The following is a 16,834-nucleotide window of genomic DNA, read 5'->3' on the forward strand; positions in this document are numbered from 1 at the left end:
CATTGGGAATTAATCTTTATTCTATCCGTTACATCCGTTACAAAATCTGTTGCCGAACTTCTTCCTTCTTCCTTCAAAAAGTCAAAACTGTGCGAATTACTTCGCCTTTGTGCATCAAATCAAAGGCTTCATTGATTTTGTCGATCGGCATTACCTGAGTTACCAGACTATCAATATCAATTTTACCGTCCATGTACCAATCAACAATCTTAGGAACATCAGTTCTGCCTTTTGCGCCGCCAAAAGCCGTGCCTTTCCAAACCCTACCAGTTACTAGCTGAAACGGGCGAGTGCTAATTTCTTGACCTGCTCCCGCTACCCCGACAATTACGCTCACACCCCAACCTTTGTGGCAGCATTCTAATGCTTGGCGCATCACATTAATGTTGCCGATACATTCAAAGCTGTAATCAGCTCCGCCTTTGGTTAAATCTACCAAATAAGGCACTAAATCGCCTTCCACTTCGCGAGGATTGACAAAGTGAGTCATGCCGAATTTTTCCGCCATCTCTCGCTTATCGGGATTCAAGTCTACGCCGACAATCATGTTAGCTCCCACCATGCGAGCCGCTTGAATTACATTCAAACCCACGCCACCCAAACCGAAAACTACCACATTAGAACCAGGCTCTACTTTCGCAGTATTTATGACAGCGCCGATGCCAGTTGTTACGCCGCAGCCGATTAAACAAACTTTATCAAAAGGAGCATCTTCGCGAATTTTTGCTACTGCAATTTCTGGCAATACTGTATAATTAGCGAAGGTAGAAGTTCCCATGTAATGGTAAAGTTTCTGCCCGTCTATGGAAAACCTGCTCGTGCCGTCGGGCATCACTCCCTGCCCTTGAGTCACGCGAATTGCTTGACAGAGATTTGTTTTGCGGCTCAAACAATATTCGCAGTTGCGGCATTCGGGAATGTAGAGAGGAATTACCCGATCGCCCACTTTGACACTCGTTACTCCCGACCCCACTTCTGCGACAATCCCGGCTCCCTCGTGGCCTAAAATAGCCGGAAACAAGCCTTCAGGATCGGCACCGGAAAGAGTGTAAGCATCAGTGTGACAAACACCCGTGGCTTTAATTTCCACCAGCACCTCTCCAGCCCGCGGCCCATCCAGATCCACCGTTTCAATGCTCAAAGGTTTGCCGGCACTACGAGCAACTGCTGCTTTTACTTTCATGCTTTCTCCCTGCCCTCTATTTGTCAATTCACCAGTCAATATGTATTGTATTACTTAATGTCAAACTTGGAGCAAATCTATGACAAAATTAATTGTAATTACCGGAGTTAGTCGCGGTCTAGGTCTTGCCATGACCGAAAAGTTTATTGAATTGGGACATACAGTTGTGGGATGCGCCCGTTCTTCGGAAGCGGTGGAGAAACTCAACCAAAAATATAGTGCGCCCCACCATTTTACTTGTTTGGATGTCACCAACGACGATCGAGTAAAAGCTTGGGCAACAGAAATTATGGTAAAAAATGAGCCGCCAGATTTGCTAATTAATAATGCAGGTGTAGCTAATCACCTAGCGCCTCTTTGGAATGTCAGCAACGAAGAATTTTCGCAGGTAATTGATGTTAATATTAAAGGTACGGCTAATATAATTCGCCACTTTGTCCCGGCAATGATTGCTCGAAAAAACGGCATAATTGTCAACTTTAGTTCTGGTTGGGGAAGGTCAACTTCGCCGGAAGTCGGGCCCTATTGCGCTTCCAAGTGGGCAATAGAAGGACTTACGCGATCGCTCGCTCAAGAATTGCCCGCAGGTATGGCAGCAGTTCCTTTGAATCCGGGGATAATTCACACAGATATGCTGGATATTTGTTTCGGAGAAGATGCGGCAAATTACCCATCAGTCAAAGCATGGGTGCAAAAAGCCGTTCCTTTTTTACTCAAGTTGAAAGCTTCCGATAACGGAATGCCGCTGACTGTTCCTGGATAATACAGCAACCCTTACAGGATTTGCGAACATCTCTCCTTTCTTCTCCTCTGCGCCCTCTGCGCTCTCTGCGGTTCATAAAAAAATCTCAAAAATGAAATAAAATTGCTATATTCCCAAATCACAACTCTTTCCCCAAATAGCAACTGTGAACTTGCCGCTAACCTCCCCCTCGCAAACCGAAACCCGTAAAGCAGACCACCTGCGGATTTGCCTCGAAGAAGACGTACAATTTCGCGAAACTACCAGCGGCCTAGAACGCTACCGTTTTGAACACTGCTGTTTGCCAGAACTCGATCGCACTGAAATCGATTTAACCTCCACATTCCTCGGCAAAAAACTAGCCGTTCCCCTGCTAATTTCCTCGATGACCGGCGGCACAGAATTAGCCCAGACAATCAATTATCGCCTCGCCGATGTTGCTCAAGAATACAAACTAGCAATGGGAGTCGGTTCCCAGCGAATCGTTGTAGAAAATCCTCAACTAGCTCCTACATTTGCCGTCCGTCGTCGCGCTCCCGATATTCTGTTATTTGCCAATATCGGAGCAGTTCAATTAAACTACAATTATGGTTTGGAAGAGTGCCAAAAAATTGTTGATATTTTAGAAGCAGACGCACTAATTTTACACCTCAATCCGCTGCAAGAGTGCGTTCAAACCGAAGGCGATACTAACTTTAAAGGACTGCTAGATAAAATTGCCAAATTGTGCGATAAATTACCAGTACCAGTTATTGCTAAAGAAGTCGGCAACGGTATTTCAGGAAAAATGGCAAAGAAATTGCTCGCCGCTGGGGTAGGTGCGATCGACATTGCCGGGGCCGGAGGTACTTCTTGGGCGAAAATAGAAGGAGAGCGAGCTAAAGATGGCAAGCAGCGCAGGTTGGGCGCAACCTTTGCCGACTGGGGAATACCAACAGCCGAGTGCATTGTCAGCACCCGCGCCGTAGCGCCGGATGTTCCTCTGATTGCCTCTGGAGGATTGCAGAATGGGTTGGATGCAGCGAAGGCTCTCGCCCTTGGCGCGGATATTGCGGGACTGGCGCGGCCGTTTCTACAAGCTGCAGCGGAATCGGAATCAGCCGCAGCCCTCCTTGCTGAGGTATTAATTGCAGAAATCGCCACCGTGATGTTCTGTACAGGCTGCGGTAATTTGGATGAGTTAAAACATTCTGGGGTTTTGGAAAGGTTAAGATAAAAGTGAGTCAGCAGTCAAAAGTCATTAGTCAGCAGTCATTAGTCAACAGTCATTAGTCATAAGCTAATAACTAACGACAGCAGATAAGTGCTAAATCCTACTTCCAGGAATTACCAATAATATCATTTCCGCTGGCATCGGAATCATATTTTTCCGAGTGCAGTGCGAGCGTCTCGATCGCGTGCGGGGACGCTTGCACGCTCGGTATCATTCCGCTCTAACCGGATGTGATATAACTAATGACTACTGACTAATGACTACTGACTACTGACTACTGACTATTGACTAATAACTAATTACCAATTATCTAATGAAAGATTTCCTAAAATATACCTGTGCAAGTTTACTGGGAACCTTCCTAGGACTGCTGCTGCTGGGCAGCATCGGATTGGGGGGACTGGTACTGCTAATTGCTATGGCGGCATCGTCGTCTAAAGATTCAGGCCCGCAAGTTAAAGATAAGTCTGTATTGGTATTAGACCTTTCTTCAAATATCACCGACAGCAAACCGAGCCGTAGCACTGGCGCGGCGATTGAAGAAGTGCTTTCGGAAGATTCCGGCGATACAGTGACGCTACGGACTGTTTTAGACACGATCGAATATGCGAAAAAAGACCCGAAAATCGTTGGCATTTATCTCGAAGGCAGCTCGGATTCGAGCAGCAGCGGGTTTGCCAATCTCAAAGAAGTTCGATCGGCATTGCAGCGTTTCCGAGATGCCAAAAAACCTATTTTTGCTTACCAGATGGACTGGAACGAGCGAGATTATTACCTCGGTTCCGTTGCTAATACAATTGCCGTCAATCCTTACGGCGCTTTGGAAATCAACGGTTTTAGCAGTCAGGCAATGTTTTTCACCGGTGCCTTGGAAAAATACGGCGTGGGAGTGCAAGTGACTCGCGTCGGCAAATACAAGTCAGCCGTTGAACCGTTTTTGCTCACAAAAATGAGTCCAGAAAATCGCCAGCAAACTCAAAAGTTGCTCGGAGATATGTGGGGAGAATACCTGCAAACTGTCGCCCCGAGTCGCAAAGTGACTGTTCCGCAACTGCAAGCGCTTGCAGATAGTGGCGGAACTTTGATGGCTGACGAAGCTCTCAAAAACAAGTTAGTTGATAAAGTTGTATACTTTGACGAAATATCGACTGAACTCAAAAAACTCACAGGAACCGATCGCGAAAACAAATCTTTCAAGCAAATTAGTTTGAAAAACTACGCGAAAATTGCTGAGAATAAAAACTCAACTCACGCTAACAATAAAAACCAAATTGCTATACTTTACGCCGAGGGAGAAATTGTAGACGGCGAAGGGGGCCCGACTGAAGTAGGAGGCGATCGCATCGCTCAAGAAATGCGGAAAATCCGAGAAGATAACGACGTAAAAGCGGTAGTTTTGCGCGTCAACAGTCCCGGAGGCAGTGCGACGGCGGCCGAAGTCATTGGGCGCGAAGTGATGCTGACGGGGAAAAAGAAACCCGTTATTGTTTCAATGGGCAATTTAGCAGCTTCCGGCGGCTATTGGATTTCGATGGGTTCCAACCGCATTTTTGCCGAACCCAATACGATTACTGGTTCTATTGGCGTTTTTGGAATGCTGTTCAACGCCGAAAAATTGGCTGCTAACAACGGTCTAACTTGGGACGTGGTGAAAACCGGTCGCTTTGCGGATACTAACACGGTTGCCCGCCCGAAAAATCCTCAAGAATTGGCGAATATTCAGAGGATAGTCGATCGCATTTACGATCGATTTATTACTAAAGTCGCCACCTCCCGCAAACTGCCGAAAAACAAGGTACAAGAAATTGCTCAAGGCAGGGTGTGGTCTGGTACGGCCGCGAAACAGTTGGGTTTAGTCGATGAAATTGGTGGCCTTGAAGATGCTGTCAGAGAAGCGGCTAAGCAAGCTAAACTCGGCGATGATTGGAAGTTGGAAGAATATCCAAAACGCCGCAGCTTGGAGGAGCGAATTTTGGAAAGAATTTCAGGCGTTCACGTTTTGAAACCAGCCGCCAAACTCGACCCGCTAACGGCCGAATTTAAGAAAATGCAAGAGGAATTGGCTGTGATCAAGTCGATGAACGACCCGCAGGGGATTTATGTTCGCTTGCCTTTCAATTTGCGAATTGATTAATTAATACCAAGTCCGGGATTTTTACCCCTTTATTCTTAGTCCCGCTCTGTTGAGACGAAAGTTTTGCTCTTGAACCGTTGCAAGCGCTGAGTCTGATAGGGGTTTTTAACCCGGATTTGGTAAAAGTAGGCTGACCAAGAATTTCTTGATGGTACAGCCCCCGGATTTATCCGTGGAATCAATCCAAAATCGCAAATCGAAAATCAGAAGAGCCCCCGCATTTATCCGTGGGGTCGCCTCTAGAATCTAAAATCTAAAATCTAAAATCTAAAATCGATTGGCCAAGAATTTCTTGATGGTACAGCCCCCGGATTTATCCGTGGAATCAATCCAAAATCGCAAATCGAAAATCAGAAGAGCCCCCGCATTTATCCGTGGGGTCGCCTCTAGAATCTAAAATCTAAAATCTAAAATCTAAAATCGATTGACGCACCTACAAACAACTGAAAAACCCGGTTTTTTCAAGAAACCGGGTTTATGAATACCCTAAAAGTCGATCGACTGGGAATTGGCAATATTTGTTATGCAGCACGCTGAGTTAACAATCCCCAGATGAAAAGTAGAACGATCGCACCTACGACTGCAAAAGCTATGCTGGGTAGTGTCAATGCTCCGAAGGATGCTCCCCCGCTCGTCCCCAGCAAGACTTGACCTAGATAACCTCCCACTAGGGCGCCCAAAATTCCTAAACCTGTTGTTGCCAGAAAACCGCCGCCTTGAGATCCCGGATAAATGGCTTTGGCGATCGCACCGGCAATCAGTCCTAAAACGATCCAAGCAATAATTCCCATTTCTCTTTCTCCTGAATACTTAAACTTTTCTTGTGCCTTGTCTTATGTTCTAAGAATAACAACCCCTATCCCGCTCTTACCTCTACCGCAGGGATGAACCGAAAGTGGTAGGATTTCTCATGAATCGTCCGAGTTTGAGGTTTTTTAATATCTCAAAAGAGTTAACCCACTTTTTCGAGGGAAGAAAGGTACTTATGCTCAAAGCAAAAAGGAAATAGGAGAATTTTTTCTGGGACTTTTTGTGTTTTACTGGTAAAAAAATTACAATAATTTTGTGAAATGAGGAAAGTTTGCGCCCGATGGATCTGACTCTGTGCATGATTGTGAAGAATGAAGAGGCAACACTGTCGCGGACTTTGGACAGCGTTAAGGGTGTTGTTGACGAAATCGTGGTGATGGATACGGGATCGGGCGATCGTACCCGTGAAATTGCCAGAGAATCCGGGGCGAGGGTTTATGACTTTGAATGGTGCGACGACTTCGCAGCGGCGCGCAATGAGTGTCTGAAGCACGCCCAGGGCGACTGGATTTTGGTATTGGATGCCGATGAGGTTTTGGTACCGGAGATTCTACCTCAAATTAAGCAGGCAATTGCGAGCGAGCAACTGCTGCTAATCAATCTCATCCGCCAAGAAATCGGTGCCTCTCAATCTCCCTATTCCCTAGTGTCGCGCTTGTTTCGCAATCGCCCCGACATCCGCTTTTCTCGCCCTTACCACGCCATGGTAGACGACAGCGTGGCTGAGATTTTGCACAGGGAACCAAATTGGAAAATAGCTTCTCTCCCCGATGTGGCGATTTGGCACTCTGGTTATCAAAAAGATGCGATCGCCGCAAAAAGTAAATTCCAAAAAGCTCAAGCAGCAATGGAACGCTATATAGCTTATTATCCAAACGATGCTTATGCTTGTAGCAAATTAGGTGCGCTGTATGTAGAAAGCGGGCAAATCGGGCGGGGAATTAATTTATTAAACAAAGGCTTGACTGCCGAGGCAATTGATGATTCTATTGTTTACGAGCTGAACTATCATTTGGGAATTGCATATCGCCAGCAGCAGCAATTTGTAAAAGCAAAAGAACACTATCAAGCGGCAATTAATACCAATGTGTTCCCGCCACTCAAGTTGGGTGCTTACAATAATTTGGGCAATTTGCTCAAAGATGAAGGAGATTTGAAATCTGCTGAAAAAGCTTACAAAGCAGCTTTAAAAATAGACCCCAATTTTGCAGTAGGTCACTACAATTTAGGACTGACGTTGAAGGCAGCCGGAAATTTAGCAGATGCGATCGCCTATTACAGACAAGCGATTAAAATCGATCCAGAACACGCGGAAGCTCATCAAAACTTGGCAGTTGCCTTGCTAAAAATTGGCAAAATGCCAGAGAGTTTAGCAGAATTCAAAAGAGCGATCGCCCTTCACGAACAGCGCCGCCCTTTTGAAGCAGAACGCTTGCGCCGGGGACTACAAGAAATGGGTTTAATGTAAACTTCCATATCTACTTTATCGTTACCCAATAATTTTTAGGGGCAATCCCCGATGGTTTCCCCTCGCTCCCCAAGGGGTAGGCACTCTTGGCACTACCCTACAAATTCTGAAAATTACCAGCCAAATCAAGCAATTATCTCTACTTTGCCGCTATCCAAATCATAGCGGCCCCCAACAACTTTAAGCTTGCCGGCTTTGATTGCTTCAGCTAAAATAGGCGACGAGGATTGTAACTTATTTACATTCATTTTCACATTAGCTCTGACTGCATTATCCCACGCATTGCCTGTTTGACCTTTGGTCGAATCTACTGCGGGTTTAATCGCCGCCACCAAAGTGCTAATGTGACCAGGCACAGTTTTACCATCTAAAGCTGCTTTGACAGCGCCGCAGCGTTCGTGACCCAGAATTACTAATAGTGGCACGCCTAATTCTAAGGTGGCATATTCTATATTCCCAAGAACTACATCGTCGAGGAAATTTCCAGCTACTCGAATATCAAATAAGTCCCCTAATCCTTGGTCGAAAATAATTTCGGGAGCAACCCGCGAATCAGAACAAGCCAGGATAGTTGCAAACGGATGTTGACCCTGTGCTACTTCTACAACTCGCGATCGAGCTTGGTCGGGAAATGTCCGTTTTTGCTCAATGTAGCGTTGATTCCCCTCCATCAATTTCTTAAGAGCACTGTTAGGAGTAATGTCAGTAGGAGTAATGTCAGAGATTGCCTCTGCCTTTGCTACTTCGGCTTGTAAAAACGCTGGTGCCAAGCTTGCCGCCAGCATCCCTGCACCAGCCCTCAGCATTAAATTCCGTCGCGAAATCATACCTGCTCTTTCGCTTTTAGTCATTGCTTGCAACTCGGTTCAATTGTTTGTATTTGTTAGCATAATATATACCACAAGCTCAGTCAGACTTCTTTGATTTTTCTTTACAAGCTGCTCCGGCACAATGTAAAGTTCAAAAAAGTAGCCCATTTTTATTTCATTCATATTTTATTTAGTAAAGTCAATGGCAGTCATCCTTCTGCGGACAGGGATGCTAGAATGTATCTAAAACGACTATTATTTATCAATGGCTCGAAATGTCCTACGTTGCCAGCATTCATATCTATCCGGTCAAGTCCCTTGACGGCATAGCAGTCAGTCAAGCACCTATTCTAGCCAGCGGAGCTCTAGAAGGCGATCGTTCTTTTGCAATCTGCGATGCAGCAGGAGAATTGGTTAACACTAAGCACAACAGCGGAGTCAGTTTTCTACGCTTATCCTTTGACATCAAAAAGAGAATTGCCGGTCTGAAAATTCAAGGCACCGAACAAGAAATATTTTTTCATGTAGATAGAGAACGCTTGGGAATAGAATCTTGGTTGAGCAGCTACTTTGGTTTCCCTGTCAAATTAATTGAAAACTTGCTTACAGGTTTTCCCGACAATACCGCTGCACCAGGGCCAAGCATTATCAGTACCGAAACAATTGCCGAAGTTGCATCTTGGTTTCCGAGAGTTTGCGTTAACGAGATGCGCCATCGCTTGCGAGCTAATATTGAAATAGGAGATGTCCCGGCTTTTTGGGAAGACCAACTTTTTCCACAAGCCGATGAAATTGTGAGGTTTAAAATAGGGACTGTAATATTTGAAGCTATTAATCCAGGTCAGCCATGTCTCCTATCTACGCGAAATTATGCGGCGCAAGCAAGCGATCTAAATTTTAAAAATATACTAACAGCAAAGCAGAAGGAAATTATGCCTGACCTGCTAAAAAAAGGGCATTTAAATCACTTTACTCGGCTGATAGTCAACACGCGACTCGCACCTCAATCAGCAGAAAAAATATTACACATAGGAGACGAAGTTCACATTATCAGGGTCAGCAACTCTCTATTGAATACCATTTCTGATTAGTTGTAGGTTACGAGTCTGATCAGGCCGGCGGCAACTCCAAAGTAAGTTGACCTAAAACACCAGTTCTAAAATCGTTTAACATCTGCCGCGCCGTTCGTTCGACATCTCCTTTGTACCTGTCTTTTGCTACCTCGTGCAAATAATCTTCACCATTACTAGAGGCTGCATCTAATTTATACCTGGATTTGAAACCTGATAGTGATATCAACGTGTCATCAGTCGCCTCCAGCCCTTGCAGCAAATCTACCATCGCTGCTGCTACTACCTGATTGTCGTAAGCTGCTTCGCCAATATCTTCGCAAATAGCTAATTTTATGGCATTTTCTTGATTGTTAATTCGGGTTGGGATCACTCCAGGCGCGTCTAATAATTCAATTTCGTCAGAAATGCGAATCCATCGGAGCGATTTAGTTACTCCAGCTCTGCGAGCACTATCCACCACTCTCCGCCCTAACAGCCGATTAATTAAAGCAGATTTTCCCACATTGGGAAATCCCATTACCACTGCCCGGACTGGACGGGGCAGCATACCTCGATCGAACCTTCTTTTATTTAGCTGCACGCCAGCATTCTGCACGGCATCCGCCACATCATGTACTCCGTGACCGTGCTCGGCATTAGTAAAATACGCAGTTTCCCCCTGGGACTCAAACCATGTTTCCCACGCCTCGCGCGATCGAGGTGTAATCATATCCATGCGGTTGATGACCAAGACTCGCGGCTTGCCGCCCACCCAGCTCGGCATTTGGGGGTGATAAGTAGCCAATGGAATGCGGGCATCTCGGACTTCGAGCACCACATCTACCCGCTTTAGCTGTTCTTTTAATGCCCGTTCAGCTTTGGCAATGTGACCGGGATACCAGTGAATTTTCATTAGTTAGTTGACTGTTGACTGTTGACTGTTGACTATTGTGATTGGTTAGTTGTGATTGGTTAGTTGACTGTTGACTGTTGTTATTGGTTAGTTCTTAGTTGTTAGTTCTTGAATGACAACTAACAACTGCCAACCGTCAACTGCCAACAGTCAACTGTCAACTGACTAAGGCACAATCAAAACTGCACAAGGAGACAGATTGATCACCCGATTGGTAACGCTGTCAGACGCCCCATCATCGGTTAAACCCATCCCCCGACAGCCCATCACAATCAAATCCGCCCCAATTTCGTCAGCCACATCGCAAATCGTGAAAGCTGGTTTGCCTTCCCGTTCGATGATTTCAGCTTCAATTCCCTGCTGGGAAAACATCGATTGGGCCTCAGAAAGAAGTTTGGCGACTGCTTCGGGGGAAGTCATCACCTCGCGCGCGGGGGCGTCGGCCTCCTCGGCTGGAGGCTCGACTACCGAGAGAATAACTAAACGAGCACCGTAGGTTTTTACGATATTGACCACCTTTTCGGCAGCTTCGCGGGCTTCTCGGCTTTGATCTACAGGAAATAAGACTGTCTTGAACATACTGCACATCTCCGGGACACGGACTCCGATAAAATGTTTAGGTTAAGCCAATCAGTGCCGTTTGTTCCATCTTCCGTTTTTTGTACGGGCGCGGTTGAATGCGTCCGAGGCCGGGGTGCAAGTTACCAGTGCCGCCATTTCAACGGAATTCGACAAAAACACACATATTAGGAGGTTAATCCTGTGACAAAAAAAACTGTAGCAAATTTATCGGCATCGGACTTATCGGGCAAACGGGTATTGGTGCGGGCGGACTTTAACGTGCCGCTCGACAACGGCAATATCACCGATGATACTCGCATCCGGGCGGCTCTGCCGACAATTCAAGATTTAGCGTCCAAGGGCGCTAAGGTGATTTTGTGCAGCCACTTCGGCCGTCCCAAGGGTGTGACGGAGAAGTTGCGCTTGACGCCGGTTGCGAAACGCCTGTCGGAATTGTTGGGTAAAGAGGTCAAAAAGACTGACGACTGCATCGGTGATGAAGTCGCTGCTACAGTAGCCGGGATGCAAGATGGCGATGTGCTGTTGCTGGAAAATGTCCGCTTCTACCCAGAGGAGGAGGCAAACGACCCAGAATTTGCTAAGAAGTTAGCTTCTGTGGCCGATTTGTATGTCAATGATGCTTTTGGTACTGCTCACCGAGCTCACGCTTCTACTGAGGGGGTTACTAAGTATCTGAGTCCTTCTGTGGCTGGGTTTTTGATGGAGAAAGAACTGCAATATCTCGGCAGTGCGATCGACAATCCTCAGCGTCCTTTAGCTGCTATAATCGGCGGTTCTAAGGTTTCCAGCAAGATTGGAGTCATTGAAAAACTGCTCGAAAAGTGCGACAAACTGCTGTTGGGCGGTGGCATGGTTTTCACGTTCTACAAAGCTCGTGGCTTGAACGTTGGCAAGTCTTTGGTGGAAGAGGACAAGCTGGAACTGGCTAAGTCTTTGGAAGCTAAGGCGAAGGAACGGGGAGTTACTTTTCTGTTACCTACTGATGTGGTAGTTGCTGACAAGTTTGCTGCTGATGCTAACACTCAAACTGTTCCTGTAGAAAGCATCCCCGACGGTTGGATGGGTTTGGATATCGGCCCGGATTCAGTAAAAACTTTCCAAGATGCTTTGGCCGATTGCAAAACGGTCATCTGGAACGGGCCGATGGGCGTGTTTGAGATGGAGAAGTTTGCTGTGGGAACTGAAGGTATTGCTCATTCTTTGGCTGGACTTACTAAAACTGGTACTACCACAATTATCGGTGGTGGTGACTCGGTGGCGGCTGTTGAACAGTTGAATTTAGGTGAACAAATGAGCCACATTTCTACGGGTGGCGGTGCTAGTTTGGAGCTGCTCGAAGGTAAGGAATTGCCGGGTGTTGCTGCTTTAGATGAAGCTTAATTAAGTTAAGTAGGGCGGGCTTTGCCCGCCTTGCTGGAAGCAGGTCTATATCTTTGGCTGCGAATTATTTTTTTGAATATTTACCGCAGAGGGCGCAGAGAACGCAGAGGAAGAGAAAAGAGAGAAGGATATCGGTTTTAAGTCTATAGTTTGCTAGTATAATTTGTTTGAAGTAGCAGTGAGGTTTGTTTGTGAAACTTAAACTCTTGGCAACTGTAACGGCAAGTTTAGCTTTGTTTGGGCTGGCAGCTCCCGTTCAAGCTCAAAATCCCGATCATGTTAGGCAATTGCTGGAAACTAAAGAGTGCGAAGGCTGTGACTTGAGAAATGCTGATTTGTTTAAGGCTAGCTTGTACAGAGCTAATTTAAGAGGAGCGGATTTAAGCGGAGCAAATCTCTATGAAGCTAATTTGCTGGAAGCGGATTTAAGTGAGGCTAATTTGGCAAATGCTAACTTAGTTAATGCGGAGATGTACGGGGCTGAATTGAATGGTGCTAATCTGCGAAATGCGGATTTGTCTAATGCTTTTTTGGGGCGAGCGAATTTGACGAGTGCGGATTTGCGCGGTGCTAAGCTTTTTAATGCGAATCTGGGCGAAGCCTATCTGCTGCAAGCTAATTTGTCGAATGCCGATTTGAGGCGTTCGCTGCTGTTTAGAGTTAATTTGCATCGTGCGAATTTAAGCGGAGCGGATATGTCTTTCGCGGATGTGCGTGATACTAATTTGCAGAATGCTATTTTGTCAAATACTAGGCTTCCTGGGGCTCAATTGGCCGGGACAAATATTGATGCGGCGAATAACGTGCGGCAGGGTGATTTGGAACGTGCCAACTTCCGGGGTACGAATTTTGGGCCAGGGGTTTGTGTGATAACTAATTATCCTTATTGTGTTTTGAATGTGGAATAATCTGCCTGCTGAGTGCGTCAGCCTCCATGATTTTGGCAGCTACCGGAGTTTTTGACGCCGCCCAAAAATGGATACAAGCCTGCGACTTAAGTCGTGGAAAGATCAAAATTTTAGACTAAAGTTTTAGCTCCCAGATGAATCTGTGGAATAAATCTCAAGTCTAAAATATAAAATCTAAAATCGACTAACCCGGCCCAAAAACGGATACAATCCCGCGACTTAAGTCGTGGAAAGATCAAAATTTTAGACTAAAGTTTTAGCTCCCAGATGAATCTCTGGAATAAATCTAAAATCTAAAATCTAAAATCTAAAATCGACTGGCTGGCTGGCTGGCGCACCCTAGGTTGAACTCCGAGTTAAGTTTGAGGTGGTTTGTATCCTCTTTCTAGGGCAAATCTCACAAGCTGGGCACGATTTTCTAACTGTAATTTGCTGAAAATGCTGCCTAAATGAGCTTGCACAGTCCGGGGGCTAATAAACAGCCGATCGCTAATTTGTTTGTTAGTATAACCCTGGATAACCTCCCAAAAAACTCTTTCCTCGGCTGGTGTTAAAGGCAAAGGTGCAGGTGCTGGCAAGACTGGCACAAATTGTGGTTCCACCGCCCTACCGCTAGAAGTTTGCAGCAGTCGGACAATCTCGGCGTGAATGCGGTGAGAGCGCTCTAACTGCGCTTTTACCTTAGCTAAGATTTCTTCAGACTGAAAAGGTTTTACCAGATAATCGTCACCGCCGATCGAATGACCTTCAACTTTTGACTCCAACTCGCCTTGACCCGACAAAAATATAAAGGGGACTAACTGTCCCAAACGGGTAGTTCGCAAACGGCGACAAAACTCAAACCCGTCCATTTCCGGCATCATGACATCTGAAATTACCAAATCTGGGGGGGCATTTTCAAACATCGAGAGCGCCTCAGCCCCTGAATTAGCGCATTCCACCCGATATCCTTGACTTTCCAGGTACATTGCTAAGACTGTTTGACAGTCTGCTTCGTCGTCCACCACTAATATTCTTTCCATGACAGGCTTGCACCAATTCCAGTTGGACAGTTATTGAAACTGCCAGTCCCAAAGTAGGAACTTAATTGAGTTTACCTGCTGCAACTTAATAAAGGCTTGCAATTTCAAGACGCCACAATTTCTCAAATAGTCCAATTAGGGGCGCCTAGCGCCTAAAAGGGGAAGCAGTAGAGCAATAGGGGGAACAATCTCTTTCTTTGATTGGCCTATCATCAAAAGCTACAACTTTTTACGAAGAAGCGTCAACTTTTATGCCGAAAATAGAAGGTAAAAGAAAGAATTTTATCCTATAAAACCGAAATTTTGGTGACACTTACACTATTCCTAGACCCGACATTGAAAGGTTTTTAGATTTTTCGGGTTCAGACACAGGTACAAAAGGAACAACGCGACCAGGTGCTGCTGGCGGCGGCGCGAACAAACTTGGGTCGGCAACCAACATACTTTCAATTATCGCTGCTGGTTCGGGGCGACTGAACAGATACCCCTGCATGATATCGCACTGATGTTGTTTCAAAAAATCTAGTTCTGCTTCTGTTTCCACTCCCTCAGCAATTACAGTCATGTTCAAACTGTGACCCAGTAAAATTACTGCTGTAGTAATAGCAGCATTTTGAGCATCTTCGTTGGCATTACGGACGAAAATTCGATCGATCTTTAAACTGTCAAAAGCAAATTGCTTGAGATATCCTAAAGTAGCGTAACCGGTGCCGAAGTCGTCAATAGCAATCCGAATCCCTAGAGCTTTAAGTTCGTTTAAAGTAGCGCCTGCTACTGTCGCATTTTCCACCAAAGCGCTTTCGGTCATTTCTAATTCTAAATTAGCAGGATCTAAACCTGTAGTTTCCAATATTTGCACGATTCGCGCCTTGAGTTCCGGGTCTGACAACTGTCGCGCAGACAAATTTACTGATATTGTAAAGGGCGAAAACCCTGCAGCCAGCCAACTAGCGGCTTGAGCGCAAGCTGAAAGCAGTACCCACTCCCCAATCTGAATAATTAAACCTGTTTCTTCTGCTAAGGGAATAAATTCGACGGGAGAAATTATACCTCGATCGGGATTTTGCCAGCGCACTAAAGCTTCGGCGCCGATAACTTGACCGGTCGCAATATTCACTTGTGGCTGATAGTATACCTGAAACTCACCTTGTGCCAAAGCGTGGCGCAGCAAAGCTTCGAGAGCAAACTTTTCAGGAGAGAGAGTTGTAACCTTGGTGGAGTCGTTAACTAAATCTTTGAGTCTGGCTTCTGCTTGGTGAAGCGCGACTGTCAGCGGTTGAGTAATAGTTTGCCGTTTCAAGACGCGAGAAGCAATGGCTCCCAGCAATTCAGCCTTGGTAAACGGCTTTGTCAGGTAATCGTCTGCCCCCAATTCCATCCCCCGACGAAAATCGGTTTTGTCACTTTGAGCCGTGAGGAAAATAAATGGAATTGTTGCAGCTAGAGAGTTTTGCCGCAGAGTCCGCAACACGTCATAACCGTCGAGTTCCGGCATCTGCACATCGCACAAAATTAAATCCGGTATCTCCGAAAGTGCCATCTGCACCCCAGCTCGACCGTTCTCGGCCGCAATGACCCGGTAGCTGTGAGATTCCAGAAGTTGCAGAAGAGTTTCCCGGATTAATTCGTCGTCTTCAATTACCAAAATTTTGAGCATGATACTTAGATAACAGATGCCACTATATATCTGAACCTGACTAACTCTAGCATACTCAAACTAGGGAATTAGTAATTGGGCCAATTAGCCAATAAATGATTAGCCAAATGGCTGAATATTTTCCCTCGGTTCTTAAGTCACAATCAAAGAACTGCCCAAATTGGGAAAATTTCGATCTCTTTCAAAAGCAGAAAACTGCTGCGCCCTACTCGTTCGATAAACTTTTATTACAAAATCCCCAATATTTCTCATAAAAAAATTAGCGAACAGTTTCAGTGCGCCGATGGCGAAAATTACTCAGACTATCACTTATATGATGTCCGGTTAATTGTTCATAATTAGTCCGTGTTTGTACGGAAAACTAGAGTTTTATCTCCATAGATGAATCAGGATGCAGCATCCTGATTCATCCAAAAAAAGATACTTGCTTTCAGACAACAGTAGTGGAGAGATAAAAATTTTAGATTAAGGTTCAATCTCCCAGATTCATCTGTGAAGTAAATCTAACATCTAAAATCGATTAACGGAGAACTTAATTATGGTTCTCTAACCCGAAATCCTATTATGCGGTGCCTTAATTCACAGGCTTAGTGGAATTCGCGCAAAACTTGGAATCTACAATTGCAGAAGTGATACTGACAGCGTGCATGGATGATGACGGAATTATCCGGTCTTGCGGAACTACCACGGTCTTTTTACAAACCAGCTCGCTACTGCCTACAGAGGCAAAGTTCCAAGCATAAAATTCGGGATTGCTGACTGTCGCATTGGCCGGATGTAAACCTAGTGCAGTCACTAATACTAATCCCAAAGTCACTAAAGCTACGATCGCGAATCTCAGCATATTCTTTCTTTGAACAGGAAAACTTACCTGATTGGTATTACCTTATTATTGCCTGGGTGGATAGAGAGCGTCAACAGATTTTAGATTTTAGATTTTAGATTTTAGATTTTGGATTTT

At 45.5% G+C, this 16,834-nt stretch carries 15 protein-coding genes; 7 read left to right on the forward strand and 8 right to left on the reverse strand.

Features of this window, described 5'->3' with window-relative positions:
• Window positions 1-73: 73 nt before the first annotated feature.
• Window positions 74-1,183: an S-(hydroxymethyl)glutathione dehydrogenase/class III alcohol dehydrogenase gene (locus QT979_RS09365; RefSeq protein WP_333212771.1), complete on the reverse strand. Its 1,110-nt coding sequence runs from the start codon at window positions 1,181-1,183 to the stop codon at window positions 74-76.
• 79 nt (window positions 1,184-1,262) lie between these two features.
• Between QT979_RS09365 and QT979_RS09370 the strand changes: the two genes are divergently transcribed.
• The 3 genes from QT979_RS09370 to sppA all read left to right on the forward strand — a co-directional run bounded on the left by QT979_RS09370 (window position 1,263) and on the right by sppA (window position 5,272).
• Window positions 1,263-1,946: an SDR family NAD(P)-dependent oxidoreductase gene (locus QT979_RS09370; protein ID WP_333212770.1), complete on the forward strand. Its 684-nt coding sequence runs from the start codon at window positions 1,263-1,265 to the stop codon at window positions 1,944-1,946.
• A gap of 145 nt (window positions 1,947-2,091) precedes the next feature.
• On the forward strand, window positions 2,092-3,141 hold the full coding sequence (gene fni, locus QT979_RS09375; protein ID WP_333212768.1) for a type 2 isopentenyl-diphosphate Delta-isomerase: 1,050 nt from the start codon (window positions 2,092-2,094) through the stop codon (window positions 3,139-3,141).
• Between the two features lie 310 nt (window positions 3,142-3,451).
• Window positions 3,452-5,272 (forward strand): signal peptide peptidase SppA, encoded by a 1,821-nt coding sequence (gene sppA / locus QT979_RS09380; RefSeq protein WP_333212766.1) that lies wholly within the window; start codon window positions 3,452-3,454, stop codon window positions 5,270-5,272.
• Window positions 5,273-5,793: 521 nt separating this feature from the next.
• Here sppA and QT979_RS09385 read toward each other — a convergent pair.
• Entirely contained in the window at window positions 5,794-6,063 is a 270-nt protein-coding gene (locus QT979_RS09385; RefSeq protein WP_333128479.1) for a GlsB/YeaQ/YmgE family stress response membrane protein, read from the reverse strand.
• A 299-nt stretch (window positions 6,064-6,362) separates the two neighbouring features.
• Between QT979_RS09385 and QT979_RS09390 the strand changes: the two genes are divergently transcribed.
• The gene (locus tag QT979_RS09390) at window positions 6,363-7,550 is read left to right on the forward strand and encodes a tetratricopeptide repeat protein (RefSeq protein ID WP_333309388.1); all 1,188 of its coding nucleotides are present in this window, start codon (window positions 6,363-6,365) and stop codon (window positions 7,548-7,550) included.
• A 125-nt stretch (window positions 7,551-7,675) separates the two neighbouring features.
• On the opposite strand, the gene QT979_RS09395 is transcribed toward QT979_RS09390, so the two are convergent.
• Window positions 7,676-8,401: a carbonic anhydrase gene (locus QT979_RS09395; protein ID WP_333309390.1), complete on the reverse strand. Its 726-nt coding sequence runs from the start codon at window positions 8,399-8,401 to the stop codon at window positions 7,676-7,678.
• 233 nt (window positions 8,402-8,634) lie between these two features.
• On the opposite strand from QT979_RS09395, the gene QT979_RS09400 reads away from it, so the two are divergent.
• Entirely contained in the window at window positions 8,635-9,450 is an 816-nt protein-coding gene (locus tag QT979_RS09400) for an MOSC N-terminal beta barrel domain-containing protein (RefSeq protein WP_333309392.1), read from the forward strand.
• A 19-nt stretch (window positions 9,451-9,469) separates the two neighbouring features.
• Here QT979_RS09400 and ylqF read toward each other — a convergent pair whose 3' ends face one another.
• The gene (gene ylqF, locus QT979_RS09405; RefSeq protein ID WP_333309394.1) at window positions 9,470-10,324 is read right to left on the reverse strand and encodes a ribosome biogenesis GTPase YlqF; all 855 of its coding nucleotides are present in this window, start codon (window positions 10,322-10,324) and stop codon (window positions 9,470-9,472) included.
• A 165-nt stretch (window positions 10,325-10,489) separates the two neighbouring features.
• The gene (locus tag QT979_RS09410; RefSeq protein ID WP_333151871.1) at window positions 10,490-10,903 is read right to left on the reverse strand and encodes a universal stress protein; all 414 of its coding nucleotides are present in this window, start codon (window positions 10,901-10,903) and stop codon (window positions 10,490-10,492) included.
• Window positions 10,904-11,086: 183 nt separating this feature from the next.
• Here QT979_RS09410 and QT979_RS09415 point away from each other — a divergent pair, with 183 nt between their 5' ends.
• A complete protein-coding gene (locus QT979_RS09415; RefSeq protein ID WP_333212758.1) occupies window positions 11,087-12,286 on the forward strand; it encodes a phosphoglycerate kinase in 1,200 nt (399 codons plus the stop codon).
• A gap of 191 nt (window positions 12,287-12,477) precedes the next feature.
• Window positions 12,478-13,194, forward strand: a complete 717-nt coding sequence (locus QT979_RS09420; RefSeq protein ID WP_333212757.1) for a pentapeptide repeat-containing protein — start codon at window positions 12,478-12,480, stop codon at window positions 13,192-13,194.
• A gap of 356 nt (window positions 13,195-13,550) precedes the next feature.
• Here the strand turns inward: QT979_RS09420 and QT979_RS09425 are convergent, their stop codons facing one another.
• The 3 genes from QT979_RS09425 to QT979_RS09435 all read right to left on the reverse strand — a co-directional run bounded on the left by QT979_RS09425 (window position 13,551) and on the right by QT979_RS09435 (window position 16,717).
• A complete protein-coding gene (locus QT979_RS09425) occupies window positions 13,551-14,216 on the reverse strand; it encodes a response regulator (RefSeq protein ID WP_333212756.1) in 666 nt (221 codons plus the stop codon).
• A 313-nt stretch (window positions 14,217-14,529) separates the two neighbouring features.
• Window positions 14,530-15,873, reverse strand: coding sequence for an EAL domain-containing response regulator (locus tag QT979_RS09430; RefSeq protein WP_333212754.1), 1,344 nt, complete (start codon window positions 15,871-15,873; stop codon window positions 14,530-14,532).
• Between the two features lie 574 nt (window positions 15,874-16,447).
• Window positions 16,448-16,717 carry a hypothetical protein gene (locus tag QT979_RS09435; RefSeq protein WP_333212752.1) on the reverse strand — a complete coding sequence of 90 codons (270 nt, stop codon included), beginning with the start codon at window positions 16,715-16,717 and terminating at the stop codon, window positions 16,448-16,450.
• Window positions 16,718-16,834 lie beyond the last annotated feature (117 nt).

The sequence above is a fragment of the Microcoleus sp. w2-18bC1 genome, assembly GCF_036700365.1.
Taxonomy (GTDB): Bacteria; Cyanobacteriota; Cyanobacteriia; order Cyanobacteriales; family Microcoleaceae; genus Microcoleus.

Coding starts and splice junctions, on each gene's coding strand:
- QT979_RS09365 (WP_333212771.1), bottom strand. CDS start 1,183: ATGAAAGTAAAAGCAGCAGTTGCTCGTAGTGCCGGCAAACCTTTGAGC.
- ylqF (WP_333309394.1), bottom strand. CDS start 10,324: ATGAAAATTCACTGGTATCCCGGTCACATTGCCAAAGCTGAACGGGCA.
- QT979_RS09370 (WP_333212770.1), top strand. CDS start 1,263: ATGACAAAATTAATTGTAATTACCGGAGTTAGTCGCGGTCTAGGTCTT.
- QT979_RS09390 (WP_333309388.1), top strand. CDS start 6,363: ATGGATCTGACTCTGTGCATGATTGTGAAGAATGAAGAGGCAACACTG.
- QT979_RS09410 (WP_333151871.1), bottom strand. CDS start 10,903: ATGTTCAAGACAGTCTTATTTCCTGTAGATCAAAGCCGAGAAGCCCGC.
- QT979_RS09430 (WP_333212754.1), bottom strand. CDS start 15,873: ATGCTCAAAATTTTGGTAATTGAAGACGACGAATTAATCCGGGAAACT.
- QT979_RS09395 (WP_333309390.1), bottom strand. CDS start 8,401: ATGACTAAAAGCGAAAGAGCAGGTATGATTTCGCGACGGAATTTAATG.
- QT979_RS09400 (WP_333309392.1), top strand. CDS start 8,635: ATGTCCTACGTTGCCAGCATTCATATCTATCCGGTCAAGTCCCTTGAC.
- QT979_RS09425 (WP_333212756.1), bottom strand. CDS start 14,216: ATGGAAAGAATATTAGTGGTGGACGACGAAGCAGACTGTCAAACAGTC.
- QT979_RS09385 (WP_333128479.1), bottom strand. CDS start 6,063: ATGGGAATTATTGCTTGGATCGTTTTAGGACTGATTGCCGGTGCGATC.
- sppA (WP_333212766.1), top strand. CDS start 3,452: ATGAAAGATTTCCTAAAATATACCTGTGCAAGTTTACTGGGAACCTTC.
- QT979_RS09435 (WP_333212752.1), bottom strand. CDS start 16,717: ATGCTGAGATTCGCGATCGTAGCTTTAGTGACTTTGGGATTAGTATTA.